Source organism: Corynebacterium sp. ACRPS (genome assembly GCF_022346005.1).
In the GTDB taxonomy this organism is placed as follows: Bacteria; Actinomycetota; Actinomycetes; order Mycobacteriales; family Mycobacteriaceae; genus Corynebacterium.
Genome location: NZ_JAKRMY010000011.1, coordinates 16,852 through 40,928, shown reverse-complemented (window position 1 = coordinate 40,928; position 24,077 = coordinate 16,852). Strand labels below are relative to the sequence as shown.

Below are 24,077 nucleotides of genomic sequence, written 5' to 3'. Positions count from 1 at the left end.
AAGTTGAAGTTGTATCCTCTATGACCGAAAAAGATGGCCGCCAGGCCCACCACGCGGAGAAGGCACCTGCAGGCGCGGTAGACCCCACGGATACCGCCCCCAATGCGGAAGAAAACCGTGTCCCGGTTACCGCCGGCGCGCGCGGCCGCATCGTGCGCGCCTCTCCGCCCGCACCGGTACCAGAAAAGCGGCCCACCCCCTCAGTGCAGAACACGACCGTTCCCCCTGAGGAAGATAAGTCCGCGCTGACTGGCCGCAATGCGGAGATCGAGGCCTCCAATCAGGACGTCATCCGCGCGACGGGAACGATGGCCATCGCCACGCTGCTCTCGCGCATCACCGGCTTCCTGCGGCAGATGCTGATCGGCGCCACCCTTGGTGCCACTGTGGGTACGGCCTTTAGCAGCGCCAACCAGATCCCCAACCTGGTCACCGAAATCGTGCTGGGCGCGGTGCTGACCTCACTGGTGGTTCCGGTCTTGGTGCGCGCGGAGAAGGAGGACTCGGACCGCGGCGAAACCTTCGTCCGAAGACTTTTTACCCTGGCGTTTTCGATCCTGGGCATCGTTACCATCCTCTCCGTTATCTTCGCACCATTCTTAACAAGGATGATGCTGCCTGAAGATTCCAAGGCCAATGCCGTGCAGGCAACATCATTGGCCTTCTTGCTCTTGCCGCAGATCCTGTTTTACGGCCTTTTCGCCCTCTTCCAAGCGGTCTTAAATACCAAGAATATCTTTGGCCCTGGCGCCTGGGCGCCGGTGGTCAATAACATCATCTCCATCAGCGTCCTGCTGGCGTATCGCTTTTTGCCAGGCCGCCTCGACCCGCACGAACCTACGCCGGTGGCGGATCCACACATCATGCTGCTGGGCCTGGGCACCACCACGGCGGTGATCGTGCAGTGCTTTATCCTTGTGCCGTACCTGAACAAGGCCGGCATCAACCTGCGCCCGAAGTGGGGCCTCGATGCCCGCATCAAGCAATTCGGCGGCATGGCGCTGGCCATTATTACCTACGTGGCCATCTCCCAGCTGGGTTACGTCATCACCTCCCGTGTGGCGGCGTATGCCGATGCCGGTGCGCCGCTGGTGTACCAGAACGCATGGCTGATGCTGCAGGTGCCGTACGGCGTTATCGGCGTGACCTTGTTGACCGCCATCATGCCGCGGCTTTCGCGCAATGCCGCCGATGGCGATGTCGATGCCGTGGTGCGCGACCTCACCTTGGGTACCAAGCTGACCTTCATCGCGCTAATCCCCATCGTCATTTTCATGACGGGCTTCGGCGTGCCCATCGCCCGCGCGCTATTCCAGTACGGCGCCTACGGCGCGGATAGCGCAGAGCAGCTCGGCCTCACCATCAGTTTTTCCGCCTTTACCTTGATCCCATATGCGTTGGTGCTGCTGCACCTGCGCGTTTTCTACGCCAGGGAAGAGGCGTGGACGCCCACCTTCATCATTGCCGGCATCACGCTGACCAAGATCGTGCTGACCTTGCTGGCACCGCTGATGACCAGCAACCCAGACCGGGTGGTCATCCTCCTCGGTACCGCCAACGGCTTTGGCTTTGTCTCCGGTGCGGTCATCGGCGGCTTCCTGCTCAAGCGCAAGCTGGGCAGCCTGGGCGGCAAGGCCGTGACCCAGACGGTCCTGTGGTCCTCCGGTGCCGGCGCGGTAGGCCTGGTTGTCTCGTGGGCGCTGTACTGGCTCGTGCAATTGTTCTTGCCGGAGCAGCTGCCTTCGATCGTCTCGCTGGTCAATGTCGTCGTGCTGGGCATCGTCTTTGTGATTATCACTGGGTTGGTTCTGTCCAAGTCCTCCCTGCCCGAGGTGCAGAACCTGGCGCGCGCCCTCCAGCGCATCCCGGGAATGTCCCGGTTCATCACGGTGGACAATTCCAAGGCCATCGAGGTCGAGGAACCAGACCTGCAGGAAATCCAGCCGGTCTATACACAGGATTCCTTCAATGCCACCTTGGTCCCGCCACCAATGTCCGCCGGTATCGTCCGCGGCCCGCGCTTGGTCCCCGGCGCCCCCGTATCGGACGGTCGCTTCCGCCTCCTGCAGGATCACGGCGCTGTATCCGGCGCCCGGTTCTGGCAAGCCCGCGAACAAGCCACCGGCCGCCTCGTGGCGCTGACGTTCGTCGATACCAATACCCAGGCACCCATCGCGCCGTCGACGCCCACGGTCTCTGCCCGCCGCTCCGCCGAAATCTCCCGCAATACGCGGCGTTTGGCCGAGCTCAACCTAGAGACCATGGCGGATAATATCGAGATTTTGTCCTACCGCACCGGCTGCCTGGTGGTGGCGGATTGGTTTGAGGGCACCTCCCTCAAGCAGGTGGCAGAGGCAGATAACCTCGATCCCAATTCCGTTGCCCGCGCTACCGCGCCGCTGTTTGCCGATGCCGCCACGGCCCACGACGCCGGCCTCATCCTCGGCGTGGAGCACCGCGACCGCTTCCGCGTATCCACCTCCGGCATCGTCAAGGTTGCCTTCCCCGCGGTGCTGGATGGGACGTCTGCAGAAAGCGACCGCGAGGCCCTCAGCTCCGCGCTAAGCATGCTGGTTGAATCGACCGAACCATCGCCGAAGAAGCTGCGCGATATTTCCGATGACGCCAATCTCACCGCCGATGAGGCCGCAGAGCGCCTCGAAGAGGCACGGCTGGCCTTTGATGCTGCGGATGCAGAGACCCGCGAAGAGAAGCTGGAAGAGCTGCAGGAGGCGGAGGGGCTGACCTCGGCGGGCATCGCCAAGCGCCTGCGCGAATTTGCCCCGGAAGAGCAGGAAGAAAAGACGGAGGCCCTCCCCGTGGTCGTTGAAGATGAGCCCACGCAGGAAGAGGATCCGAAGCAAGAACCCGGCTTTGGCGGCCGCGGTTACTCGGGCTCTGGCGTCGTGGTCATCGGCATTTTCGCCACCATCTTCGTCGTGGGCATGGCGGCGCTGACGACGTGGGTGATGTCCCTGCTCAGCGATGTAGAAAAGACCAGTTCGGTTACCGAAACCGTGCAGGGCTCCACGATGATCCCGGATACCCCGCCAGTGCACCTCAAGGAATCATCCGCCATCACGGTGCCAGATGGCGAGGATAATGAGCAGCTTATCGATGGCAAGACGATCACCACCTGGTCCACGAAGGAATCCGGTTCCGGCGCCTTGGTCACCCTGGATAACCCGGCCCACCTTTCTGTCATGACCGTGACCCACACCAGGTCCAATGGCGCGCACTACGAAATCTATGGCGTTAATAAAGACGATTTCGATCCGAAGCACCCGCAGCTGAGCTCTCTTCCCAAATTGGCGGAAGGAAAGTTCAAGCACTTAAACGAGGAGCTGGAGCTAAAAGAAGCGCCCCAACAATTCGATGCCGCGCTCATAGTCATCACGGAACTGCCTAAGGCAAAAGAGGTTACACTGGGGGAGGTCCAGCTTGTAGGCCATCCTTAATGCCGAGGTCAGCGGGTTGGAAAAAGAATTTTTACTTCAAGGCTTGACTAAAACGCCCAATCGGGTATCGTAGTTGGTGTTACATCAACAACAACGTTAGGAGAAACAACCATGTCCCTCGCAGCAGGTACCTACACCATCGACAAAGAGCACACCGTCATCGGATTCGTTACCAAGCACGCCATGGTTACCAAGGTGCGCGGCAACTTCGGTGAGTTCGACGGCACCATCAACGTCGCCGAGAACATCGCTGACTCCACCGCAGAGGCCACCATCAAGGCTGCTTCCATCTCCACCGGCAACGAGGACCGCGATGGCCACGTAAAGAACGAAGACTTCTTCAACGTGGAGGAGTACCCAGAGCTTTCCTTCACCACCACCAACGTCAACGTTGATGAGGACGGCAACGGCACCGTCACCGGTGACCTGACCATCAAGGGCACCACCAAGTCCGTCGACCTCAAGGTTGAAGAGGTCGCTACCGCTGAAGACCCATTCGGCAACTTCCGCCTGGGCTTCGAGGCGCAGACCAAGATCAACCGCAAGGACTTCGGCATCGACTTCAACGCTCCGCTCAAGACCGGCGGCGTCCTCGTTTCTGAAGACATCAAGATCGAGCTCGAGGTTTCTGCCATCAAGCAGTAATCGCACTTCTTTGAAAACCTTGGGCTCTCACAGCCTCCTGGTTACCAATAACTAAAGCCCGCGCCGCGTATCCGCCCGGCCGCGGGCTTTAGTCGTATTCCCCAGGCAAATCTTTCAGGTTTGGTGCCTTGTCTGGGCAATTACTCGGCCAGCACAAAACAACTCCACAACAACTTCAAACAACTTGAATTTATACCTTGAGCTGCAGGTATGAAGAAGCGACCGAATTATATTAGTTGAGAGTTGTGTATAGTTATTTCAAACAACTTCTGGGTTCCGTGAAGCCCCAAGTATTCGCGAGTTAGCACCCCCGCCGGAAGTAGCAGTTTGCCCAAAATATCGAAGTTAGGCTGGGTTTTTAAAGAAATTCCTAGGTCCCTCGTTTAAAACCCTGGAATCGCCGCGCGATTTTAAGGTAAACAACTTCAAACAACTTGCTACTCTTCTGACCAGCACATCTGTTGTAATCGAGTAATTAAGCTTCGAGGAGTTGTGCACAAGTTGTTTGAAACAACTTGTGCTAGCATTCATTTATGTCTGAGGCAGAATTGCAGGCCGTTTACGCAGCTCTCAAAGCTATCGAGGAAGGTGCTACCGCCGATAGCCAAGAGAGTCAGGTTTTGGACTTCAAAGAAGATCCCACAACACATCCACAGAATCGAAACCCAGATGCTTCACTTACTGAATTCCTCATTGATGAAACCATATGCTTTTCCAACGCGAACGCCGGGGTTTGCCATATCGTCTTGGGCGTTTCAGATAAAAGGGCAGGTGCCGCAGCTTTTACCGGAACCTCACGCAGCATCGAATGGATTGAGCAGAAAATATTTAATGGTACTCAACCTGGAATCAGAGTAGAAGGAACTGAACTTAACTATTGCGGTCAGCGGCTTATTTGTCTGCGAATTCCCAAGGGGTTGACACTTTACCAACGCCCGAAAGGGCAGGCCAGCATTCGCAGAGGCACCTCGTGCGTGCCACTTTCTGAAGAAGAGCGGCGCTCCATCGCCTTTCAGCGCGCAAATCCGGACTTTTCTGCAGCTGAGTCCCGATATTCTTTCGAAGATTTGGATGCTACAGCCATCGATCAAGCGCGCCGGCTCCTCAAAAAAGCACGATCGGCTTCAGGTTCCTTAGATCGAGTACCCCACACGACCAATGAACTACTTTCCGAGCTCGGTCTTCTCACCCGCGATGGTCAGTTAACCTACGCCGCAGAAATCCTGTTCATTACTCCAGCCAACAGTCGAACTACCATCAGGCACTTGGCCCGTGAGGTACCTGGAGGAGATCCCCAGGCCACGGAAATATCTGCACCTTTGATCACCGCCTACCTGAGGCTAAAAGAGCTCGTAGCAACCGCAGCACGAACAGAAGTTGCACGCGTGACCTTCCCAAACGGGCAAGAGATTTCTATCCCAGCCTTTCCTGAGACCGCAGTGGACGAGGTCATTTCTAACGCTCTCGCACACAGGGATTGGGATGCTAGTAGTGCAGTAGTCATTGACCAATCACCGACAGCGCTTACTGTGTGGTCACCAGGACCGTTGCCAGTGGGAGTCACAGAAAAGCGAATCTTAACTACTCAATCGATTCCCCGCAATCCGCGACTCATGGCTGCCTTAAGAATGCTGGACCTTGCAGAGGAATCTTCACGGGGTTTCGACCGCATGTGGGCAGCGATGTTAGCTAGTGGACGCCATACCCCGGCTTTGCATACAGCGGAGAATTTTGTCGAAGTAAGCCTATCTTCTGGTGAGGTAGACAAGGACTTTGTCTATGCGTTAGCTAAATTAAACGACCATTACCCGGACAAGGCGTTCGAAAGTATCAATGGGTTACTTATCGCACGCCAACTCATGGATCACAAGATTTTGCTCAACCGATCCACAGCCGCTCTAATGCAGGTCACCGAGCAAGAAGCCCAAGATATTCTCCAGTGGTATTCGTCTATTGGATACCTGGAAAGGCTTCGGAACGCCGGGGAATGGATCCTGTCTGGTGACGCGAGGAAACTCATGGGATTGAATAAACAAGGAGCAATTTCATCGGCCTCAGTGCAAGATTGGATTTTGGCACAGCTTGAAGCAGGCGAAGTACTCTCCGCACGGGAGACGGCCGAGGAACTAGGTGTCGACAGAAAGGTGATAACTGATATCCTGCGCCATTTGAAAAAAATGGGACAAGCCACGATCGATCCATCGGGCCCACAAAGAGGCAGTAATACTCGGTGGATTGTCGCCGGTTGAAATGCTCCTCGCAGATTCAGGAGCACATCTTCCTGAGCCCAGCTTCTGCGGTAACTATAGTTTCTAACTATGACGACACAATGCTATAAATCCCAGCACGAGCTACTCCAAGAGCGCGCCGCAGCAGTAGACCTGCGGGCATACCACCTGCATTTGGACTTATCTCAGGTGAAGGAAAGCCCCACGTTTGGCGCGACGAGCTGCATCGAGCTCACCACCACCGAGCCCGAGCTTTTCCTGGACTACCTGGGAGAATCGGTAGAGCAGGTAACAGTTAACGGTCAGGCGCAGGACATCGACTTTGATGGCAGCCTTATCCGCCTCCACGGGCTACCGGTGGGGGAGGAGCTAACCATTGAGATCAGCGGCACCTCGCGCTACTCGCGTACGGGCCAGGGTTTGCACCGCATGCACGACCAGGCCGATGACGCGACCTATCTGTACTCGCACCTCGAGCCTTCCGATGCCCGCCGCATCTTCCCTTGCTTTGAGCAGCCCGACCTCAAGGCGCCGTTCCACGTCGCCATGACCGCGCCGAAGGACTGGCAGATCCTCTCCAACCAGCCGGAGACCGAGCGCGAGGAGCAGGGGGACAATGCCACGGTTCGCTTTGCGCCCACCCCGCCGCTCTCGACGTACCTCACCTCTTTTGCCGCGGGGCCTTATCAGTATCAAGAACGCGTCTGGACCTCGCCGGATGGCGAGCACTCCGCGCAGCTGCGCGCCTTTGCCCGCGCCTCCATGTTTGAGTACTTGGACGAGGAGATCTTGGAGCTTACCGCACAGGGCATGGACTATTTCCACGAGAATTTCGGCTTTGCTTACCCTTGGGGTAAGTACGATTCCATCTTCGTACCGGAATATAACCTCGGCGCGATGGAGAACCCGGGCCTGGTGACCTTTACGGAAAGCTATATCTTCCGCTCTAAGGCCACGCACAGCCAGAAGGCCGCTCGCGCAAATACCATCCTGCACGAGATGTCCCACATGTGGTTCGGCGATCTTGTCACCCCGCAGTGGTGGGACGATCTCTGGCTCAAGGAGTCCTTTGCCGAGTTCATGGGCGCCGATGCCTCCGTGCACGCCACCGCCTACGAAGAGGCGTGGGTCAACTTCGCTGGCGAGCGCAAGAACTGGGCCTACCTGCAGGATCAGCTTCCCACCACGCACCCCATCAAGGCCGAGATCCCAGACGTGGATGCCGCGCGCCAGAACTTCGATGGCATTACCTATGCCAAGGGCGCGGCCGTGCTCAAGCAGCTCGTGCACTACGTAGGCCGCGATAATTTTTACGCGGGCGCAAGGAATTACTTCCAGGAGCATGCCTTCGCCGCGGCCACCTTCGATGACCTGCTCACTGCCCTGAAAAAGCACACCGACCGCGACCTCGATTCCTGGTCAAAGGCGTGGCTGCGCACCTGGGGGCCGGATACACTTACCCCGGAGCTGCACACGGAGGGCGACAAGATCACCGAGCTCGCGGTGAGCGCCGAGGCCGAGGATACGACCCGGCCACACCGCCTGAGCGTGGCGCTTTTTGATGCCTCCTTGCACAAGTACCGCGAATTCGACATCGACCTTCCCGCCGGTGGCCACCGCACCATCGTGGATGAGGCGGCGGGGGAGAAGGCCCCGGCATTGCTGCTGCTTAACGATGCCGACCACACCTACACCAAGGTCCGCTTCGACGACGTTTCGCTTGCCACCATCAGCGATCACCTCTCCGAGGTCCAGGATGGGCTTAGCCGCGCGGTCATCTGGACCTCGTTGTGGAACCTCACTAGGGACGGGGAATGGAATGCGGAGGAGTACGTGGGGGTCGTCGCCAAGCACGCGCCCGCAGAGACCAATGCCACGCTGCTGACCACCGCTTACGGCAATGCGCACTTTGCCATCCAGCACTATGTGGCCGAAGACCGCCGCGAGCAGGTGCGCGCCGAATTCGCCGATGCACTGTGGGAACAGCTCGACGCCGCGGATCCGGGCTCCGATGCGCAGCTCATTCTGGCCCGCACCTCCATTGCCGCACTGGCCGCAACGCCTAAGGACTCCGGCACCGATCGCCTGCGTGACCTGCTCGCCGGCGCGGTGGCGGGCCTGCGCCTCGATCCGCAGATCCGCTGGTCCATCCTGCGCGCCCTAGCCGCCCGCGACGCCGTCAAACTGGATGAGTTGGAGGCAGAAAAGCAGCGCGATAATACGCTGACCGGCGCCGCCGAATTCTTGGGCGCTAGCCACGCCTTCCCCACGCCGCAGACCAAGCGGGCCGCCTTCAATAGCGCGCTAACGCCAGGGGAGTACTCCAATGCGGAGGTCGATGCCCTGCTGGCCGGCTTTAATGCCCCGCGCTCGGCGGAGCTGCAGGAAGAATTCGCCGAAGAGTTCTTCCGCCGCGTCGAAGAAATCTGGGATAACCACCCCATTGAGATAGCCAACCGGCTGATCCGCGGCCTCTACCCGGAATCTTCCATGGCGGAGTCCGCCACCACGGATCTCCTGCACAAGGATCTACCGGGTGCGCTGCGCCGCGTACTCCTAGAGTGCCGCGATCACCTGCGCCGCACCCTGCGCGTGCGCGCTCAGCAGTAGGCGGGTCAATAGACTGTACCGCCGCCGGCTCGCGCCGGAGTTCCCCTCGGGTCACAATTGCTTTAACACTTGTTGATCCGGGGGGAATCTACAGATGCCATTAAGTCCTGACCACAGCGACGAAGAATTAGTTGATGCTTTCATCGAGGGGGATAATAAAGCCTTTTCCGCCATCGTGGAACGCCACCGCAAGCGGCTGACCACCGTGGCGCGGCGTTATACAAGGAATGAATATGACGCGCAGGATGTCGTGCAAGAAGCCTTTCTGCGCGCTAGCTGCAATCTCCATAATTACCGGCGGGAATCGGCCTTAAGCACGTGGCTGCACCGCCTGGTGAAAAACACCGGCTACGACTATTTAAATCACCGGGCTAATAGGGAAAACGCCTCGCTCGATAGCGATGATTTTGCCGATGATCGCAATCCACTGCTGGCGCATAACCCATCTGAAAATCTTGCCGAGCAGCTCGTCGTCCGCGAGGCCATGGAGCTATTAAGGCAAGATCAGCGCGAAGCCCTCATGCTTACCGATGTCGCCGGCTTCCGCGTCAACGAAGTTGCCACCGCCCAGGGCGTAAAGCCAGGCACCGTTAAATCTCGCCGGGCACGCGCGCGGGAGGTCTTGCGCGAAGCCATCGGTTAACATCTCGATATCGCATCATTCTTGCATCAATTTCGCTGCGGCGAGCCTTTGCAATATGAACGATTCGCAATCTGGCGGGTAGACTCTTGACGTTACGCAAAATGACACTGTGATTTTAGGGAGTTAGCAATGACCGTCCACGATGTTGCCATCGTAGGTTCCGGACCTGCCGGTTATACCGCCGCGCTTTATGCCGCTCGTGCTGAACTCAGCCCCATTGTATTTGAGGGATTTGAATACGGTGGCGAATTAATGAACACCACCGAGGTAGAGAACTACCCGGGCTTCCAAAAGGGCATCATGGGCCCAGAGCTCATGGAAGAAATGCGCGCACAGTCAATCCGCTTTGGCGCGGATCTGCGCATGGAAGTCGTCGACTCCGTCGAGTTGGAGGGCGATATTAAAAAGCTCCACGTAGGCGATGAGGTATTTGAAGCCCGCACGGTAATCCTCGCCACCGGCGCCGCACCGCGCCACCTTGGCATTCCCGGCGAGGAAGAGCTCTCCGGCCGCGGTGTTTCCACCTGCGCTACGTGCGATGGTTTCTTCTTCAAGGGACACAATATCGCCGTCATCGGCGGCGGCGATTCCGCCATGGAGGAAGCTACCTTCCTGACCAAGTTCGCGGAGTCTGTCACCATTGTGAACCGCTCCGAAAACTTCCGCGCCTCCAAGATCATGTTGGACCGCGCCCAGGAGAACGAGCAGATTAAGTGGGAAACCAACAAGGTTGTCGAGCGCGTGCTTGAAGATGACGGCAAGGTCGGCGGCCTAGAGCTCAAGGACGTTGAGACTGGGGAAACCTCCACCTTGGATGTGACCGCCATGTTCGTTGCCATTGGCCACGATCCGCGCTCGTCCTTCCTCAACGGCCAGGTAAAGCTGAACGACAACGGCTACGTTGAGGTTGATCAGCCCTCCACTAAGACCTCGCTGCCTGGCGTTTTCGCTTGCGGTGACTTGGTAGATGATCACTATCAGCAGGCCATCACGGCCGCGGGATCTGGCTGCCGCGCTGCCATGGATGCGGAACAATTCTTGGCTGCAAACCGTTAGATCCAGTATGAGTAACGTCAAAAAGGTGACCACTGAAACATTCCGTTCTGATGTTATCGAGTCGGATAAACCCGTCGTCGTGGACTTCTGGGCGGAATGGTGCGGGCCATGCAAGAAGCTGTCTCCGATCTTGGAAGAGGTCGCAGATGAGCTCGACGGTGAGGTCACCATCGCCCAGGTCAACGTCGATGAAGAACGAAACCTCGGTGCCATGTTCCAAATCATGTCCATCCCAAATGTATTGATTTTCAACAATGGCGAGAAGGTCGATGAGTTCGTCGGCCTGCGTTCTAAAGATGACATCGTGGCGCAAGTGAAAAAACAGCTATAGCTGTTAATCTTGTTACTAAAGTTAACGAGTAGGAAATCTGCCATGCGGCCCAAAGTCCTAGGGCCGTGGAAGGGGTGAAAGGCGTGAATCGCGTTCTTCGGGTTGGTGATTCAAGTGTGCGCGTAGCTGAAGCTCGCGCCACCTTGGCTCGCCTTGGCCTCTTATCAGATTTCACGGGGGAACTGTCTGCCTGGAAAAAGCAGAAGTACTCCGAGACTGATAAGACCTTTGATGCCGATCTCGCTGAAGTGCTCAAGGCATTCCAGCAGTCTCGCGGCATCCTCCCAACGGGAGAGATCGACGATCTCACCCTGCGCGAATTGCGCCAAGCCTCTTATACCCTGGGCAGCCGCGTATTGAGCTACGAACCCACCAATGCGTTGGTGGGCGATGACATCTCTCAATTGCAGCAACAGCTACAAGAGCTTGGGTTTTATCAAGATCGCGTCGATGGCCATTTTGGCCGCACTACCCACGCTGCACTCACCGAATACCAGCACAACTGCGGGCTACAGGAAGACGGCGTGTGTGGGCCCGCGACCATTCGCGCGCTCAGCTTGCTCGGCCGCCGCATCACCGGCGGTTCAGCGCACAATATTGTAGAACGCGAGCGCGTGCGCAATGCCGGGCCGAAACTGGCTGGCAAGCGCGTGGTCATTGACCCTGCACTGAGCGGCCGGGACTCCGGCTTCACCGTCAAGGGCCGTTTTGGTGATATTTCTGAGCAAGAAATCCTCTGGGATCTCACCCAACGCATCGAAGGCCGCATGATCGCCGCCGGCATGGAAACCATTATTTCGCGCCCCCGCACCGATGATGCGGACGTGCAATCACGTGCCGAGCTGGCCAATGCCTTTGATGCCGATATGGTCATCTCTTTGGCGTGCGATTCTTATCCCAACGAAAAGGCCCATGGCGTCGCCACGTTCTACTTTGGGTCCGAATCCGGAAACTCCTCACTCATTGGTGAAACCCTTTCCGGCTTCATCCAGCGTGAAATAGTGGCACGCACCGATCTCCAGGACTGTTCCAACCATGGCCGCACTTGGGATCTCTTGCGCCTGACGCAAATGCCGGTGGTACAGATCTTTTTAGGTTATCTCACCAACCCTGAGGACGTCAAAATCCTGACCAACCCAAAGCGCCGTGACGATATTGCAGAAGCAATCGTCATCGCCGTCAAGCGCATGTACCTCATGGAGCAAGACACCGCCATTACCGGCACCTACAAATTCTCCGAGCTTCTTCAGGCGGAGCAGGCTTAGCCCTCCACGCTAGGTTTGGGGCGCAGGCATTCTTTTGTGGCGTAGCCACCGTGTAATATCAGTCCAGTTATTGACTACTACACAGTGAATGGATTCTCATTATGGGCAGCACAACCTCCGCCCCAATTTCCAGAAAAGAAACTCGCCGCGTGGTAGCTGCCACCACAATCGGAACAGCGATTGAATGGTATGACTACTTTCTCTATGCCGCAGTTGCCGGCCTGGTATTCAACCAGGTGATGTTCGGCCCCCTAGAAGGCGGGGTAGCCAGCATCGTCTCCTTCGCCTCCGTGGGCCTGTCCTTCCTGTTTCGCCCGCTTGGCGCGTTCCTAGCGGGCCATTTTGGTGACCGCCTTGGCCGCCGCCTCGTTCTCATGGTCACCCTTTTTGCCATGGGCGGGGCCACCACACTGATTGGCCTCCTGCCTACCTACGATACGGCGGGAGTATGGGCTCCCGTCCTGTTGATTTTCCTCCGCATCATCCAAGGCATCTCTGCCGGGGGAGAGTGGGGATCAGCGGTACTGCTTGCAGTTGAGCACGCTCCCAACGATAAGCGCGGCCTCTTCGGCGCTGGGCCACAGATCGGAGTCCCCATCGGCCTGCTGATGTCCTCTGGCGTGCTGTCCATCATGAACATCATCGCGCCAGGGGATGCCTTCCTTGAGTGGGGTTGGCGCGTGCCGTTCTTGCTTTCCTTTGTCCTCGTGATCATCGGTTACGCCGTCCGCGTCGGCGTAGATGAATCACCGGTCTTTCAAGAGATCTCGGATAATAAGAAACGCGAGGCGGCAAACCCCATTGGGATCCTTTTCAAGCGGTATTTCCCGCTTGTCCTCGTCGCGGCCCTAGTCTTTGCCGGCAATGGCACCGTGGGCTATATGACCACCGGTGGCTATATCCAAAATTACGCCACCAACCCCGAGGGCCCGGTCTCGCTCGCGCGTGGCGATGTCCTCAATGCCGTCACCCTATCCGCCTTCACGTGGCTCATCTTTACCCTTTTCGCCGGCTGGTTATCGGACTACATCGGGCGCCGCGCGACATATCTCATCGGATTTGTCATTCAAGCAATCGGCGCAGCGGCCCTTTTCCCGCTGGTAAATACGGCGTCCCTGGGATTGCTTTATGCCGCCCTCATCTTCCTGACGGTAGGACTCGGGTTAACCTACGGTGCGCAATCTGCCATGTATACCGAGCTTTTCCCCGCATCCATCCGTGCCTCGGGCGTATCGATTACTTATGCCATTGGTTCCGTCCTCGGCGGCGCCTTCGCCCCGATGATCGCCGCAGCGTTGGTAGAAGCAACGGGCACGACCTTTGCGGTATCCGTCTATCTTGTCTCCGCAAGCATCGTCGGATTTATTGCAGCCCTACTCCTGCGCGAGCGCAAGGGCATCCCGCTTGGCGCCGAACACGAGGAAGAACAAGCCAAGGGCCACTTCATCTTTTCTAAAAAATAGTGCCCTCGCTCTGAAGAGGAGGGCACTAACGATGGGAACTCGGCAGGTACCTGGGGAACCTGCCGCAGGAGCCAGTTATTTATCCCGCTCCATCAGCGCCATGATGCGCTCGAAGTCTTCTTGGTCGCCAAATTCTACGACCATCTTGCCCTTGCGCTTACCCATGGTCACGGTGACCTTAGTATCGAAGCGATCTGAGAGGCGCTCAGCCGAGTCGGTGAAAAATTGCGGCTGCGGTACCTGAGACTTCTTCTTATTCTCCGCAGGCTTCCCGTCGCGCTTATACAGCGTCACGGCTTCCTCGGTGGCGCGCACGGACAGGCCTTCCGAAATAACCCGGTCCGCGATGTAGTCCATCGCTTCCTTGTCATCGAGGCCCAAGATAGCGCGGGCGTGACCAGCCGAGAGGGTGCCTGCGGCGACTCGCTTTTGCACTTCCACAGGCAACCGCAACAGGCGGAGCATGTTGGTCACCTGCGGGCGGGAGCGGCCAATGCGGTCCGCTAGTTCGTTCTGGGTAACGCCGAACTCTTCCAAAAGCTGCTGATAGGCGTGTGCCTCTTCCAAAGGGTTGAGCTGGACGCGGTGAATGTTTTCCAGCAGGGCATCGCGCAGCAGGTTGTCATCTTTGGTATCGCGCACGATGGCAGGGATGGTGGCCAAACCAGCCTTGGAGGAGGCGCGCCAACGACGCTCACCCATGATGAGCTCAAATCCGCCCTCCTCGGAGGGGCGGACGACGACCGGCTGCAGGAGGCCGAATTCGCGGATGGAATGAACCAGTTCGCTGAGCTCATCCTCATCAAAAACGGTACGCGGCTGCTTGGGGTTCGGGACGATTTCCCCCACGGAAATCTCGCGGTAGGTCGCCCCGATTGCTGCCGGCGTAGCTTGCCGCTTCTTGGAGGACTTGGACCCAGAGCCTTGTTGGATGGTGGGAGCGCCCTTCACGCGCTTCTCACCGCGTGCCTTACGCTCGCTATTGCCCGTGGAATTTCCCAAGATAATATCTGCGGCGGAATCACCCAGCCGTGGCTTGCGGGTGGGCGCGTCGGGGCCGGACGGGATGAGAGCGGCCAAGCCTTTGCCTAGGCCACCTTGCTTTTGTTCTGCCATGAAATCCTATCCTTCCAATTCCGCATAAATTTCGGGGCTCACGCCAATCGCCCCCGTAGTGGGATGCGGGCGATAATCACCGCGCCTGTTGAGCTCGCGAGCCGCGGCGAGATACGCCCGTGCACCCGTGGATGAAGGGGCGTAATCAATCACCGTGGTCCCGTAACCAGGTGCCTCTGAGACGCGCACGGAACGCGGGATGACATTGCCCATGACAACGGCGCCAAATTGCTCACGAACGTTATCGGCCACATCCTCAGCCAAACGCGTACGTGCATCATACATGGTAAGGAGCACCGCAGAGATATGGAGATCTTCATTGAGGTGCTCGCGAATCATCGTGATATTGCCCAGTAACTGGCCCACGCCCTCCAGTGCGTAGTACTCGCACTGGATAGGAATGATGACTTCTTCCGCACACGTCATGGCATTGATCGTCAGCAAGCCCAAAGATGGCGGGCAATCGATAAAGACGTATTCAAAGCCGTGATCTTCTAGGAACCCTTTATGCAGGGCATCGTAAAGCCGAAACTCGCGGCGCACGAGAGAGACCATCTCAATTTCCGCGCCGGCGAGATCGATAGTCGCGGGGATGCAATAAAGGTTGGAATTGTGCGGGGAAGCCTGCATGGCCTTTTCCGCAGTGCAATCACCCAAGAGCAATTCATAGCTGGAATCAGTCCCTGAGCTATGTTCCGCGCCCATGGCGGTCGATGCGTTTCCCTGGGGGTCAAGGTCAATGACCAATACCTTCTTGCCTTCAGTAGCAAGGGCTGCGGCCAAGTTAGCGGCGGAGGTGGTTTTACCTACGCCGCCCTTCTGGTTGGCAATGGTGATAAGGCGCGGATTAGTCATGCCGTCTACTTTAGTTCACGCGCGGGACACGGATAATCGTGGTTCCGTGAACGGTCGTGACCTCGGCTTTTCCGCCGCCGGCTTTCTGAATATCCGCGGCATCGCGCTCTAGTTCTTCGTGTACAGAAGAACCCTTCAGCGCGATCATTTCCCCGCCCTTACGCACCAAGGGAAGAGACCACTTTGCCAGCCTTCCCAGGGGTGCTACTGCGCGGGAGGTCACCACATCCGCGCCGACCACTGCCTTTTTAATGGGGCCTTCTTCCGCGCGCCCTCGCAACACGGTGACATTATCTAGCCCCAGCTTTTCGGTCACCTCGTTGAGGTAGTTATAGCGCTTTAAAAGCGGCTCAATGAGCGTGATATGCAGATCGGGGCGGGCGATGGCCAGCGGGATGCCGGGCAGCCCGGCACCAGAGCCGACATCGATAACCGTGGTGCCTTCCGGAATGACTTGTTCAATGACGGCGCAGTTTAAGATGTGGCGCTCCCACAGCCGCGGTACCTCGCGCGGGCCGATAAAACCACGAGTGGACCCGTCTGTAGCGAGCGAATCGTGGTATTCCTGCGCGAGCGGCAGGCGAGAGCCAAATACTGCAGACGGGTCCATCTCGGACACTATGAGAATCTCCTCAGTAGCTGTTTAATTGTCGTTCTTCCGCTGTTTCTTGGTGCGGTTATCTTTCTTGCGAGCGCCTGGCTTTGGAGCGGTGGTGCGCTTGGCCTCAATCTTAGCGGCCTCTTCCTCTTCTTCTTCGCGGTCCATCTTGCCGTAGATGATGCGGGTCTGGAAGAAGGTCCACACGGTGTTGGACAGCATGTAGAACAGCAAACCGATGGGCCAGATGAAGCCGGAAAAGATCAGCATTGCGGGCATGACCCACAGCATCATCTTGGACATCATTGCCATCTGCTGCTGCATCATTTCCGCATTCTGACCCTGCGGGGCGGAAGTCTTGCCCTGGGCGCGGCGCTTTTCTTGGCGGTTCAGGCTCATGCGCGCGTTAAAGTGCATCAGCACCACAATGACGGCAATCATCGGCACAATGATGAACGCCGCCTGGGTGGTAGTGGTAACGCCTTCCACCAGGGGCGAGTTCAGGCGGAGGTTAGTAACCAGCGGAACGCCAAAGATCTTGGCATCCAAGAACTGCTGGACGAGCTCCGGCTTAAAGATGTAGTTCGCGGTATTGGCGTTGGCCTCAATGGACATCGGTTCGCCGCTGGGGTGTCCAATGCCGCCGGCTACAGCAACCGTGCGGTCGAACGAGCGCAGCACGTGGAAAAGACCAATGAACATTGGAATCTGAACCAAGACCGGAAGGCAGCCGGCCATCGGGCGAACGCCAGATTCCTTATAGACCTTCTGCATTTCCTGCGCGGCTCGAGCCTGATCGTTGCCGTACTTCGCGCGGATTTCCTGCACCTTGGGCTGGATTTCCTGCATCTTGCGTGAAGATCGGATCTGGCTCACGGTGGGCTTGACCATGAGCGCCTTCAGCGTCCAGGTCAGCAGCACGATGGCCAAAATCCACGTAATGCCCCAGGCGGGATCCATTACGAGGGATAGCAGCCAGTGCCAGAACCATAAAACGGCCGAAATTGGCCAGTAAATGAAATTAAGCACGAGTGTTTAATCCTCAGTTGTTGTTGGTGACCGGTACCGGGACTGGATCGAATCCGCCCGGATGCCAGGGCCCACATTTGCACACCCTAGCCATTGCCATCGCCGTACCTTTAAACGCGCCGTGTCTGGACAACGCCTCTAAGGCATAAGCACTGCATGTCGGTTCGAACCGACAGGTTGATACCATCTTAAGGCCCGAGACATGTTTTTGGTAGAAACGAACCGCTTTAACCAACGGTGCGGCCAGTCCAGAGGCTGCAGGAATTTCTTCCCCACGGGTATTTAAATATCCCATTGCTTGCGCAGCGCCTTAGTAATATCTTTTTCTAATTGCTCACTGGTAGCAGTCGCGCTTGCAGGTAGCGCACGAATCACGACATCCACGCCCGCTGGGAGCTTGGGGATAAGTGTCATGCACACATGGCGAAGCCGCCGGGAGGTGCGGTGGCGTACCACTGCATTCCCGACGGCTTTAGAAACAATGAGGCCGAATCGCGGCCCGGTGGCCGCGATGTCGGCCGGATTGCCCATGGTGCCATTGGAATCCGCACTCATGGTATCGCGCGCATGCACGACGACGGTGCGAGTGCCCTGCCGGCGACTGCCCTTCATCGTCCGCCGAAATTGCGGCGGCGATGTGAGCTTGTGGTGGGCTGGCAGCATGACTTATGCGGACAGCTTTGCGCGGCCCTTCTTGCGGCGAGCGGCCACAATTGCACGACCGGAGCGGGTGCTCATGCGAGTGCGGAAACCGTGCTTACGTGCACGGCGACGGTTGTTCGGCTGGAACGTGCGCTTACCCTTTGCCACGTCAATTCTCCTTGAAGTTGTACGTGGACATACTGCCGCCACAAAGGGGCAGCATATCCACTGATGAATGGATTCCATGAACCTGACGCGTCACTGTTATCCGAACGCTCGGCGAGCTCTGGTAGCCCAGCCAATGCGAAGTGACGCTGTCCTGTTCACGCGCAACTCTCTGTTGCAATAGACCATGCCAGATTACGTGATTTAAACCGCTGGAAACAAATCGACACTCGGGTACACCCGAAATTACATAAGTGTTTTTTCCTGCAGCTAGAAGGCCAGTTTTGGCGCTCATGCTGCGGCTAATCCTTCGCGCCGCAATGGTCTATAGCCGCCTGCGTTTTAAGTATAAATCTTCCGTTAGACACACCCACCTTTGCGGCGGTAGAACTAAGGAATCGAATTCCACAGCACGTGCACCGTTGTGGATAACTCTAAATAACCACTTGAGAGTTTTAGGGTTTCCGCAGTACAAGACCATAAAGTGGCCTATCACAAGTTATCCACAGCCATGCACTAAGCTGTGAATAACTATTTCTTCCACACCTGTGGATAACTCTGTGGAGATCGAGGTGACTCGATAAAAACCACTGTGAAAACCGCGGTGGAATCCACCGTGGAATTTGTTATTTACTGTCCACCCGTCCCCGAGAGAATTATTGAAGGTAGCCCGTTGTGACTGAACCACAAGCGAACCTAGAAGCTGTCTGGCGCGCGATCGTCGATGATCTGCTCGCGCAATCCGAGCAGCCCAACTCTGAGGTCCCGAGCTTTTCGCATACGCAACGGCTCTACCTGCAGCTGGTTCGCCCGATCATGATGGTGGAAGGCTACACGCTTGTCGCAGCGGAAAATGTCAACGCCAAAGAAGTTGTAGAAAATGAGCTCGGCGGATACATCTCCAAGGCCCTTACCCGCCACCTCGGCCGCCCGTGTTCCTTCGCCGTCACTTTGGCTACCCCGCAAGAACCACAACCGCCGGCTGACCCATCGAATTCGCAGCCGGCACCAGGAGGGGCATCGGCAAGCACGCAGGCCCCTTCCTCCCAACCCAACCCGCCGGCACAGCACATGCCACCGGCGCAGACCGATTCTTCCTCCGCGCACAATTACGTCTCTCGCCCCCAGCAAACGGATGCGGCGGCAGCCCGCGGAAATAACAACCCCACCGCAGGTCAGACCCCGCCTAATTGGCGGTCCAGCCATGCCCCGGCAAGCCTGGATGAATTGGCGGAGCACTACACCAGCCAGCAGGACGATAACCGCCAGCAACCAGAGTTCGGCGGATCTGCGAATGCCGCGCGCATTCCGCGGGAAGCCCCGGCGCACGATCCCAACCGGGAGACCTCGCTGAACCCGAAGCACACTTTTGAAAGCTTCGTCATCGGTTCATCGAATCGTTTTGCCAATGGCGCGGCGGTGGCGGTGGCGGAAAATCCCGCCCGCGCCTATAACCCGCTATTTATTTGGGGTGGTTCTGGACTGGGCAAAACGCACCTTTTGCATGCCGCCGGCAACTACGCACAGGTGCTGCACCCGGGGCTGCGCGTGAAGTACGTGTCCTCGGAAGAATTTACGAATGATTATATTAATTCCTTGCGCGATGACCGCCAGGAATCCTTCAAGCGGCGCTACCGCAACCTCGATATCTTGATGGTGGATGACATCCAGTTCTTAGAGGGCAAGGAATCCACGCAGGAGGAGTTCTTCCACACCTTCAATGCGCTGCACCAGGCCAATAAACAGATCATTTTGTCCTCGGACCGCCCGCCAAAACAGCTCACCACGCTGGAAGACCGCCTGCGCACCCGCTTTGAGGGTGGGTTGATTACAGATATTCAACCGCCTGACCTGGAAACCCGCATCGCCATTTTGATGAAGAAGGCCGCCGCCGATGGCACTGAGGTGGATCGCTCCGTCCTGGAGCTCATCGCCTCGCGCTTCGAGTCTTCCATTCGCGAGCTCGAGGGCGCGCTCATTCGCGTCTCCGCCTACTCCTCCCTGGTCAATGAGCCGATCAACGTGGAAATGGCAGAAATTGCATTGCGCGATCTCGCGCCGGATTCTGCTGACAGGCAAATTACCGCGGCCTCCATCATGGAGGTCACCGCGGAATACTTCGATATTGATGTAGAAACCCTGCGCGGTGCTGGTAAGAAGCGCGCGGTGGCTCATGCCCGCCAGCTGGCGATGTACCTCTGCCGCGAATTGACCGAGCTATCGCTGCCCAAGATTGGCGAGCAATTCGGCGGCAAGGACCACACCACGGTGATCTATGCCGATCGCAAGATCCGCAAAGAGATGACGGAAAAGCGCAATACCTACGACGAGATTCAGTCCCTGACCCAGCGCATCAAGAATCGCGGTCGCGCCTAGATCAAACGAACCACTCGGTGGCGTCTTCCTTAAATAACAGGAAGGCGCCATTTTTGTAAGCAGGCGCCGCGCTTCCCGGTGCCCTCCACCTTCCACCACCGCCTACCTGCGGTTATGTCCCTGTAAAGACCGTATGAACAGCTATCCACAGAGTTATCCACACCTGTGTAATTTCACGGATGTAATTTGTAGATTTTGCTCACAGTTTTAAATTCCACAGGCCCTATCCAGCACAGACGCCCCTGTGATCAACACTGTGTGCAGATCCGTGGAAAACTAGTACAGGCTGTGGATAAAACGATGACCCGCCAATTTATCCACACTCCGGGCCGGTTGATCACAGCAAGATCACAAGAATTGGCACACCCCGGATCGCCGCGCTGAACTTGTCATTTACCCCGTTGATCACAGATCCCACAACGCTTATTACTACTACTAAATTATTTCTCTGATCTTGTAAGTAGAAAGGGGATGTGTGGAATTGTGCCCGGCGCCGAGCACGCGGCGCTGGCTCGGACGGGCGGAGGGAAAATTACAAGGCTCACCGGATGCGGTAAGTTGGAAGCCAGCTTTTGAAAGTTACACATTCCTACCCCGCCAAAGAGGAGCTCTTCGCACCATGGATGAAGCCGTGTCATTTCGCGTTGCCAAAGATGACCTTGCCAACGCCGTAGCGTGGGTTGCCCGCAGCCTGCCTTCCAAGGTCACCCAACCGGTGCTGCGCGCGATGCTCATCACCGCTGATGACAACGGCTTAGAGTTCACCGGCTTTGATTACGAGGTTTCTACCAAGGTGCGCATCGCCGGCATGGTGGATGAGCCCGGCCAGATCGCTGTTGCCGGTAAGTTGCTTTCCGATATCGTGGCTACCTTGCCCAATAAGGAAGTGGAGATCTCCCAGGTAGATTCCAAGGCTTTGGTTGCCTGTGGTTCCTCCCGCTTCGAGCTACCGCTTATCCCGCTCGATGATTACCCGCAATTGCCGGTATTGCCTGAGGTCACCGGCACGATCCAGCCGCAGCTCTTCGCAGAGGCCATCCAGCAGGTAGCATCCGCAGCCGGCAAGGATGACACCCTGCCCATGCTCACTGGCGTGCACATGGATATCCACGGCAAGGATATTGAGATGACGGCTACGGACCGCTTCCGCTTGGCCATGCGCACCCTGGAGTGGGAGCCAGCGGCTGAGGACGTTGAGGCTAAGCTCCTAGTCCCGGCAAAGACCCTGCAAGATACCGGGCGCAGCCTGGATCCGCATTTGAATAATCCCATCGAGATCGCGGTGGGCTCCGGCGATAATATCGGCGCCGATGGCCTCTTTGGCCTGCACGCGGATAACCGCGAAACCACCACGCGCATGCTGGATGCGGACTTCCCAAACGTCCAGCCCTTGCTTCCCAAGTCGCACACGAATATTGCCTCGGTTGAGGTGGCACCGCTGCAAGAAGCCATTCGTCGCGTTTCCCTGCTGACGGACCGCAATGCGCAGATCCGCATGGAATTTGCCGATGGCCAGGTCACCCTGTCCGCCGGCGCCGATGCCGGTAATGCCACCGAGACCCTGCCATGCGCATTCCACGGCCGCGATGAATTCCTCATCGCCTTCAACCCGGGCTATCTGAAGGACGGCCTAGCGGTCATCAACACCGACCGCGTGGTCTTCGGATTCACGGAGCCTTCCCGCCCCGCCATCATGATCCCGGAGCCAGAAGAGCTGCCGGAAGCCGATGAGGATGGCAATTTCCCTACGCCGCAGACCAATTTCACCTACCTCTTAATGCCGGTTCGCCTGCCAGGTTAATGTTTATACGGGATCTCGATGTTCGGGATTTTCGCTCATGGCCCGAACTAAAGCTTGAGCTGGGCCCGGGGATCACTCTGTTTGTGGGCCGCAATGGCTTTGGCAAGACCAATATCGTGGAAGCCGTGGGCTATACCGCCCACCTGTCTTCCCACCGCGTCTCCCATGATTCGCCGCTGGTGCGCCAGGGCGCGCAGAGCGCGCGGGTGTCCCTTACTGCCGTGAACCAGGGGCGCGAATTAACCACCCACCTGCTGATAAAACCCCATGCCGCCAACCAGGCGCAGATTAACCGCACGAGGTTGCGCAGCCCGCGCGAGCTGCTCGGCGTGGTGAAAACGGTGCTGTTTTCCCCTGAAGATTTGGCCTTGGTGCGCGGTGAGCCCGCGGGGCGCCGCGCGTATCTCGATAGCATCATCGCCTCGCGCACCCCGCGCTTAGCTGGGGTTAAGGCGGATTATGACAAGGTATTAAAGCAGCGCAATGCATTGTTGAAGTCGGCATCGGCAAGCTTGCGGCGCGGCTACGGCGATAGCGACGGCGCATCGGCCCTGTCCACGCTGGATACGTGGGATGCCCAGCTCGCGCGCTTAGGCGCACAGGTCATTGCGGCGCGCCTTGCGCTTGTCGATGCCCTCTTGGACCACATTCCCGCCGCCTATGCCGGCCTCGCACCGGAGTCGCGGCCTGCGCACGTGGAGTATAAATCCACCATTGATACCTCTGACCGCGAGGTGCTGGAGGCCGTCATGCTGACCGAGCTGGCCACTGCCCGGCAGCGCGAGATCGAGCGCGGCATCTCTCTGGTGGGCCCGCACCGCGATGATCTCGTGCTCCACCTGGGGGATCAGCCGGCCAAGGGTTTTGCCAGCCACGGCGAAACCTGGTCTTATGCCATCGCCCTGCGCCTGGCGGAGTTTGAGCTCCTGCGAGAGGATGGGGGATCCGATCCGGTCCTCATCTTGGATGATGTCTTTGCCGAGCTCGATGCCAAGCGCCGCACTCAGCTGGTTTACCTCGCCGCCACGGCAGAACAGGTGCTAATTACCGCCGCGGTGGATGAGGACTTACCGGATAACCTAGAGCCCATCGTGCGTTACCGGGTAGGAGTGGAAGATACGGACCAGGGGCGCATTTCCACCCTGCACACGGAAGCCACCGCAGGAGAGGATAGCGAGGAAGAAGCATGAGTGAGGAAGAAGGGGAAACCGGCACGCAGCGCACGGATCCCGTCACCCAATACTTCCGCTTGGTGCGCTCTACCTCGAAGAACCCGCCAAAACTTACGCGCCCGGTGCCGAAGATGCCGGTTCCCTCCTTGGCGGATGCCCAACAGCAGAACTATCGCGGCTACCAGGTGGGTAGGCCTACCGGCGCCGATGGCAGGAGGCCGCGGCGACAGATCGACGTGCCGAGCCTGGGCGCACAGATTAAAAAGGAGATTTCTCACCGCGGCTGGGAGCATGAATTAGCGCACGGCTGGGTCATGGGAAATTGGGAAAACCTGGTGGGTGAGCGCATTGCCGCCCATACGCAGCCGCAAAAAATCAAGGACAAGATCGTCTATATTTCCTGCGATAACTCCACTTGGGCGACGGAACTGCGCTACCTGCAGCGGGAAATCCTGCGCAAAATTGCGGACCGGCTCGGCCCCGATGTCATCGCTGAGCTGCGGATCCACGGCCCGCGGCAGCAGCGCAATTACGAGGGGCGGCAGTGGGTGAAACCTCAGGGATCGCAAGATACCTACGGCTGATAAGTGGCTGATAGGCGCAGGTTAGCTCTGCCCTTTAAAA

20 protein-coding genes are annotated in these 24,077 nt (G+C 57.8%); 13 read left to right on the top strand and 7 right to left on the bottom strand.

The window, feature by feature from the left end; genetic code table 11:
- Positions 1 to 20 precede the first annotated feature (20 nt).
- The 9 genes from murJ to MHX65_RS07750 all read left to right on the top strand — a co-directional run bounded on the left by murJ (position 21) and on the right by MHX65_RS07750 (position 13,699).
- The gene (gene murJ, locus MHX65_RS07790; RefSeq protein ID WP_239269572.1) at positions 21 to 3,458 is read left to right on the top strand and encodes a murein biosynthesis integral membrane protein MurJ; all 3,438 of its coding nucleotides are present in this window, start codon (positions 21 to 23) and stop codon (positions 3,456 to 3,458) included.
- A gap of 111 nt (positions 3,459 to 3,569) precedes the next feature.
- Positions 3,570 to 4,103 carry a YceI family protein gene (locus tag MHX65_RS07785; RefSeq protein ID WP_239269571.1) on the top strand — a complete coding sequence of 178 codons (534 nt, stop codon included), beginning with the start codon at positions 3,570 to 3,572 and terminating at the stop codon, positions 4,101 to 4,103.
- Between the two features lie 533 nt (positions 4,104 to 4,636).
- Positions 4,637 to 6,352, top strand: a complete 1,716-nt coding sequence (locus tag MHX65_RS07780; protein ID WP_239269570.1) for an ATP-binding protein — start codon at positions 4,637 to 4,639, stop codon at positions 6,350 to 6,352.
- 69 nt (positions 6,353 to 6,421) lie between these two features.
- Positions 6,422 to 8,941: an aminopeptidase N gene (pepN, locus tag MHX65_RS07775; protein ID WP_239269569.1), complete on the top strand. Its 2,520-nt coding sequence runs from the start codon at positions 6,422 to 6,424 to the stop codon at positions 8,939 to 8,941.
- 94 nt (positions 8,942 to 9,035) lie between these two features.
- Positions 9,036 to 9,584, top strand: a complete 549-nt coding sequence (locus tag MHX65_RS07770; RefSeq protein ID WP_005275963.1) for an RNA polymerase sigma factor — start codon at positions 9,036 to 9,038, stop codon at positions 9,582 to 9,584.
- 129 nt (positions 9,585 to 9,713) lie between these two features.
- Positions 9,714 to 10,640, top strand: a complete 927-nt coding sequence (trxB, locus tag MHX65_RS07765) for a thioredoxin-disulfide reductase (RefSeq protein WP_005275966.1) — start codon at positions 9,714 to 9,716, stop codon at positions 10,638 to 10,640.
- Between the two features lie 7 nt (positions 10,641 to 10,647).
- The gene (gene trxA / locus MHX65_RS07760; RefSeq protein ID WP_023029766.1) at positions 10,648 to 10,971 is read left to right on the top strand and encodes a thioredoxin; all 324 of its coding nucleotides are present in this window, start codon (positions 10,648 to 10,650) and stop codon (positions 10,969 to 10,971) included.
- Positions 10,972 to 11,054: 83 nt separating this feature from the next.
- Positions 11,055 to 12,236: an N-acetylmuramoyl-L-alanine amidase gene (locus MHX65_RS07755; RefSeq protein WP_034653713.1), complete on the top strand. Its 1,182-nt coding sequence runs from the start codon at positions 11,055 to 11,057 to the stop codon at positions 12,234 to 12,236.
- A 101-nt stretch (positions 12,237 to 12,337) separates the two neighbouring features.
- Positions 12,338 to 13,699, top strand: coding sequence for an MFS transporter (locus tag MHX65_RS07750; protein ID WP_239269568.1), 1,362 nt, complete (start codon positions 12,338 to 12,340; stop codon positions 13,697 to 13,699).
- A gap of 75 nt (positions 13,700 to 13,774) precedes the next feature.
- Here the strand turns inward: MHX65_RS07750 and MHX65_RS07745 are convergent, their stop codons facing one another.
- Genes MHX65_RS07745 through rpmH form a run of 7 tightly spaced genes read right to left on the bottom strand, consistent with a single transcriptional unit; the run spans position 13,775 to position 18,107 of the window.
- Positions 13,775 to 14,815 (bottom strand): ParB/RepB/Spo0J family partition protein, encoded by a 1,041-nt coding sequence (locus MHX65_RS07745; RefSeq protein ID WP_239269567.1) that lies wholly within the window; start codon positions 14,813 to 14,815, stop codon positions 13,775 to 13,777.
- 6 nt (positions 14,816 to 14,821) lie between these two features.
- On the bottom strand, positions 14,822 to 15,670 hold the full coding sequence (locus MHX65_RS07740; protein ID WP_239269566.1) for a ParA family protein: 849 nt from the start codon (positions 15,668 to 15,670) through the stop codon (positions 14,822 to 14,824).
- Positions 15,671 to 15,680: 10 nt separating this feature from the next.
- The gene (rsmG, locus tag MHX65_RS07735; RefSeq protein ID WP_239269625.1) at positions 15,681 to 16,280 is read right to left on the bottom strand and encodes a 16S rRNA (guanine(527)-N(7))-methyltransferase RsmG; all 600 of its coding nucleotides are present in this window, start codon (positions 16,278 to 16,280) and stop codon (positions 15,681 to 15,683) included.
- Positions 16,281 to 16,313: 33 nt separating this feature from the next.
- Positions 16,314 to 17,297 (bottom strand): membrane protein insertase YidC, encoded by a 984-nt coding sequence (gene yidC / locus MHX65_RS07730; RefSeq protein WP_023024601.1) that lies wholly within the window; start codon positions 17,295 to 17,297, stop codon positions 16,314 to 16,316.
- Positions 17,298 to 17,310: 13 nt separating this feature from the next.
- A complete protein-coding gene (yidD, locus tag MHX65_RS07725; RefSeq protein ID WP_239269565.1) occupies positions 17,311 to 17,592 on the bottom strand; it encodes a membrane protein insertion efficiency factor YidD in 282 nt (93 codons plus the stop codon).
- A complete protein-coding gene (rnpA, locus tag MHX65_RS07720) occupies positions 17,580 to 17,960 on the bottom strand; it encodes a ribonuclease P protein component (RefSeq protein WP_239269564.1) in 381 nt (126 codons plus the stop codon). Before rnpA ends, yidD begins: the two co-directional genes overlap by 13 nt.
- Positions 17,961 to 17,963: 3 nt before the next feature.
- Entirely contained in the window at positions 17,964 to 18,107 is a 144-nt protein-coding gene (gene rpmH / locus MHX65_RS07715) for a 50S ribosomal protein L34 (RefSeq protein ID WP_005275994.1), read from the bottom strand.
- A 672-nt stretch (positions 18,108 to 18,779) separates the two neighbouring features.
- Between rpmH and dnaA the strand changes: the two genes are divergently transcribed.
- The 4 genes from dnaA to MHX65_RS07695 all read left to right on the top strand — a co-directional run bounded on the left by dnaA (position 18,780) and on the right by MHX65_RS07695 (position 24,037).
- Positions 18,780 to 20,480 (top strand): chromosomal replication initiator protein DnaA, encoded by a 1,701-nt coding sequence (gene dnaA / locus MHX65_RS07710; RefSeq protein ID WP_239269563.1) that lies wholly within the window; start codon positions 18,780 to 18,782, stop codon positions 20,478 to 20,480.
- Positions 20,481 to 21,099: 619 nt separating this feature from the next.
- Positions 21,100 to 22,281 (top strand): DNA polymerase III subunit beta, encoded by a 1,182-nt coding sequence (gene dnaN / locus MHX65_RS07705; RefSeq protein ID WP_239269562.1) that lies wholly within the window; start codon positions 21,100 to 21,102, stop codon positions 22,279 to 22,281.
- Positions 22,281 to 23,471, top strand: coding sequence for a DNA replication/repair protein RecF (recF, locus tag MHX65_RS07700; protein WP_239269561.1), 1,191 nt, complete (start codon positions 22,281 to 22,283; stop codon positions 23,469 to 23,471). The genes dnaN and recF overlap by 1 nt, the downstream gene beginning before the upstream one ends.
- Positions 23,468 to 24,037, top strand: coding sequence for a DciA family protein (locus MHX65_RS07695; RefSeq protein ID WP_239269560.1), 570 nt, complete (start codon positions 23,468 to 23,470; stop codon positions 24,035 to 24,037). Before recF ends, MHX65_RS07695 begins: the two co-directional genes overlap by 4 nt.
- Positions 24,038 to 24,077 lie beyond the last annotated feature (40 nt).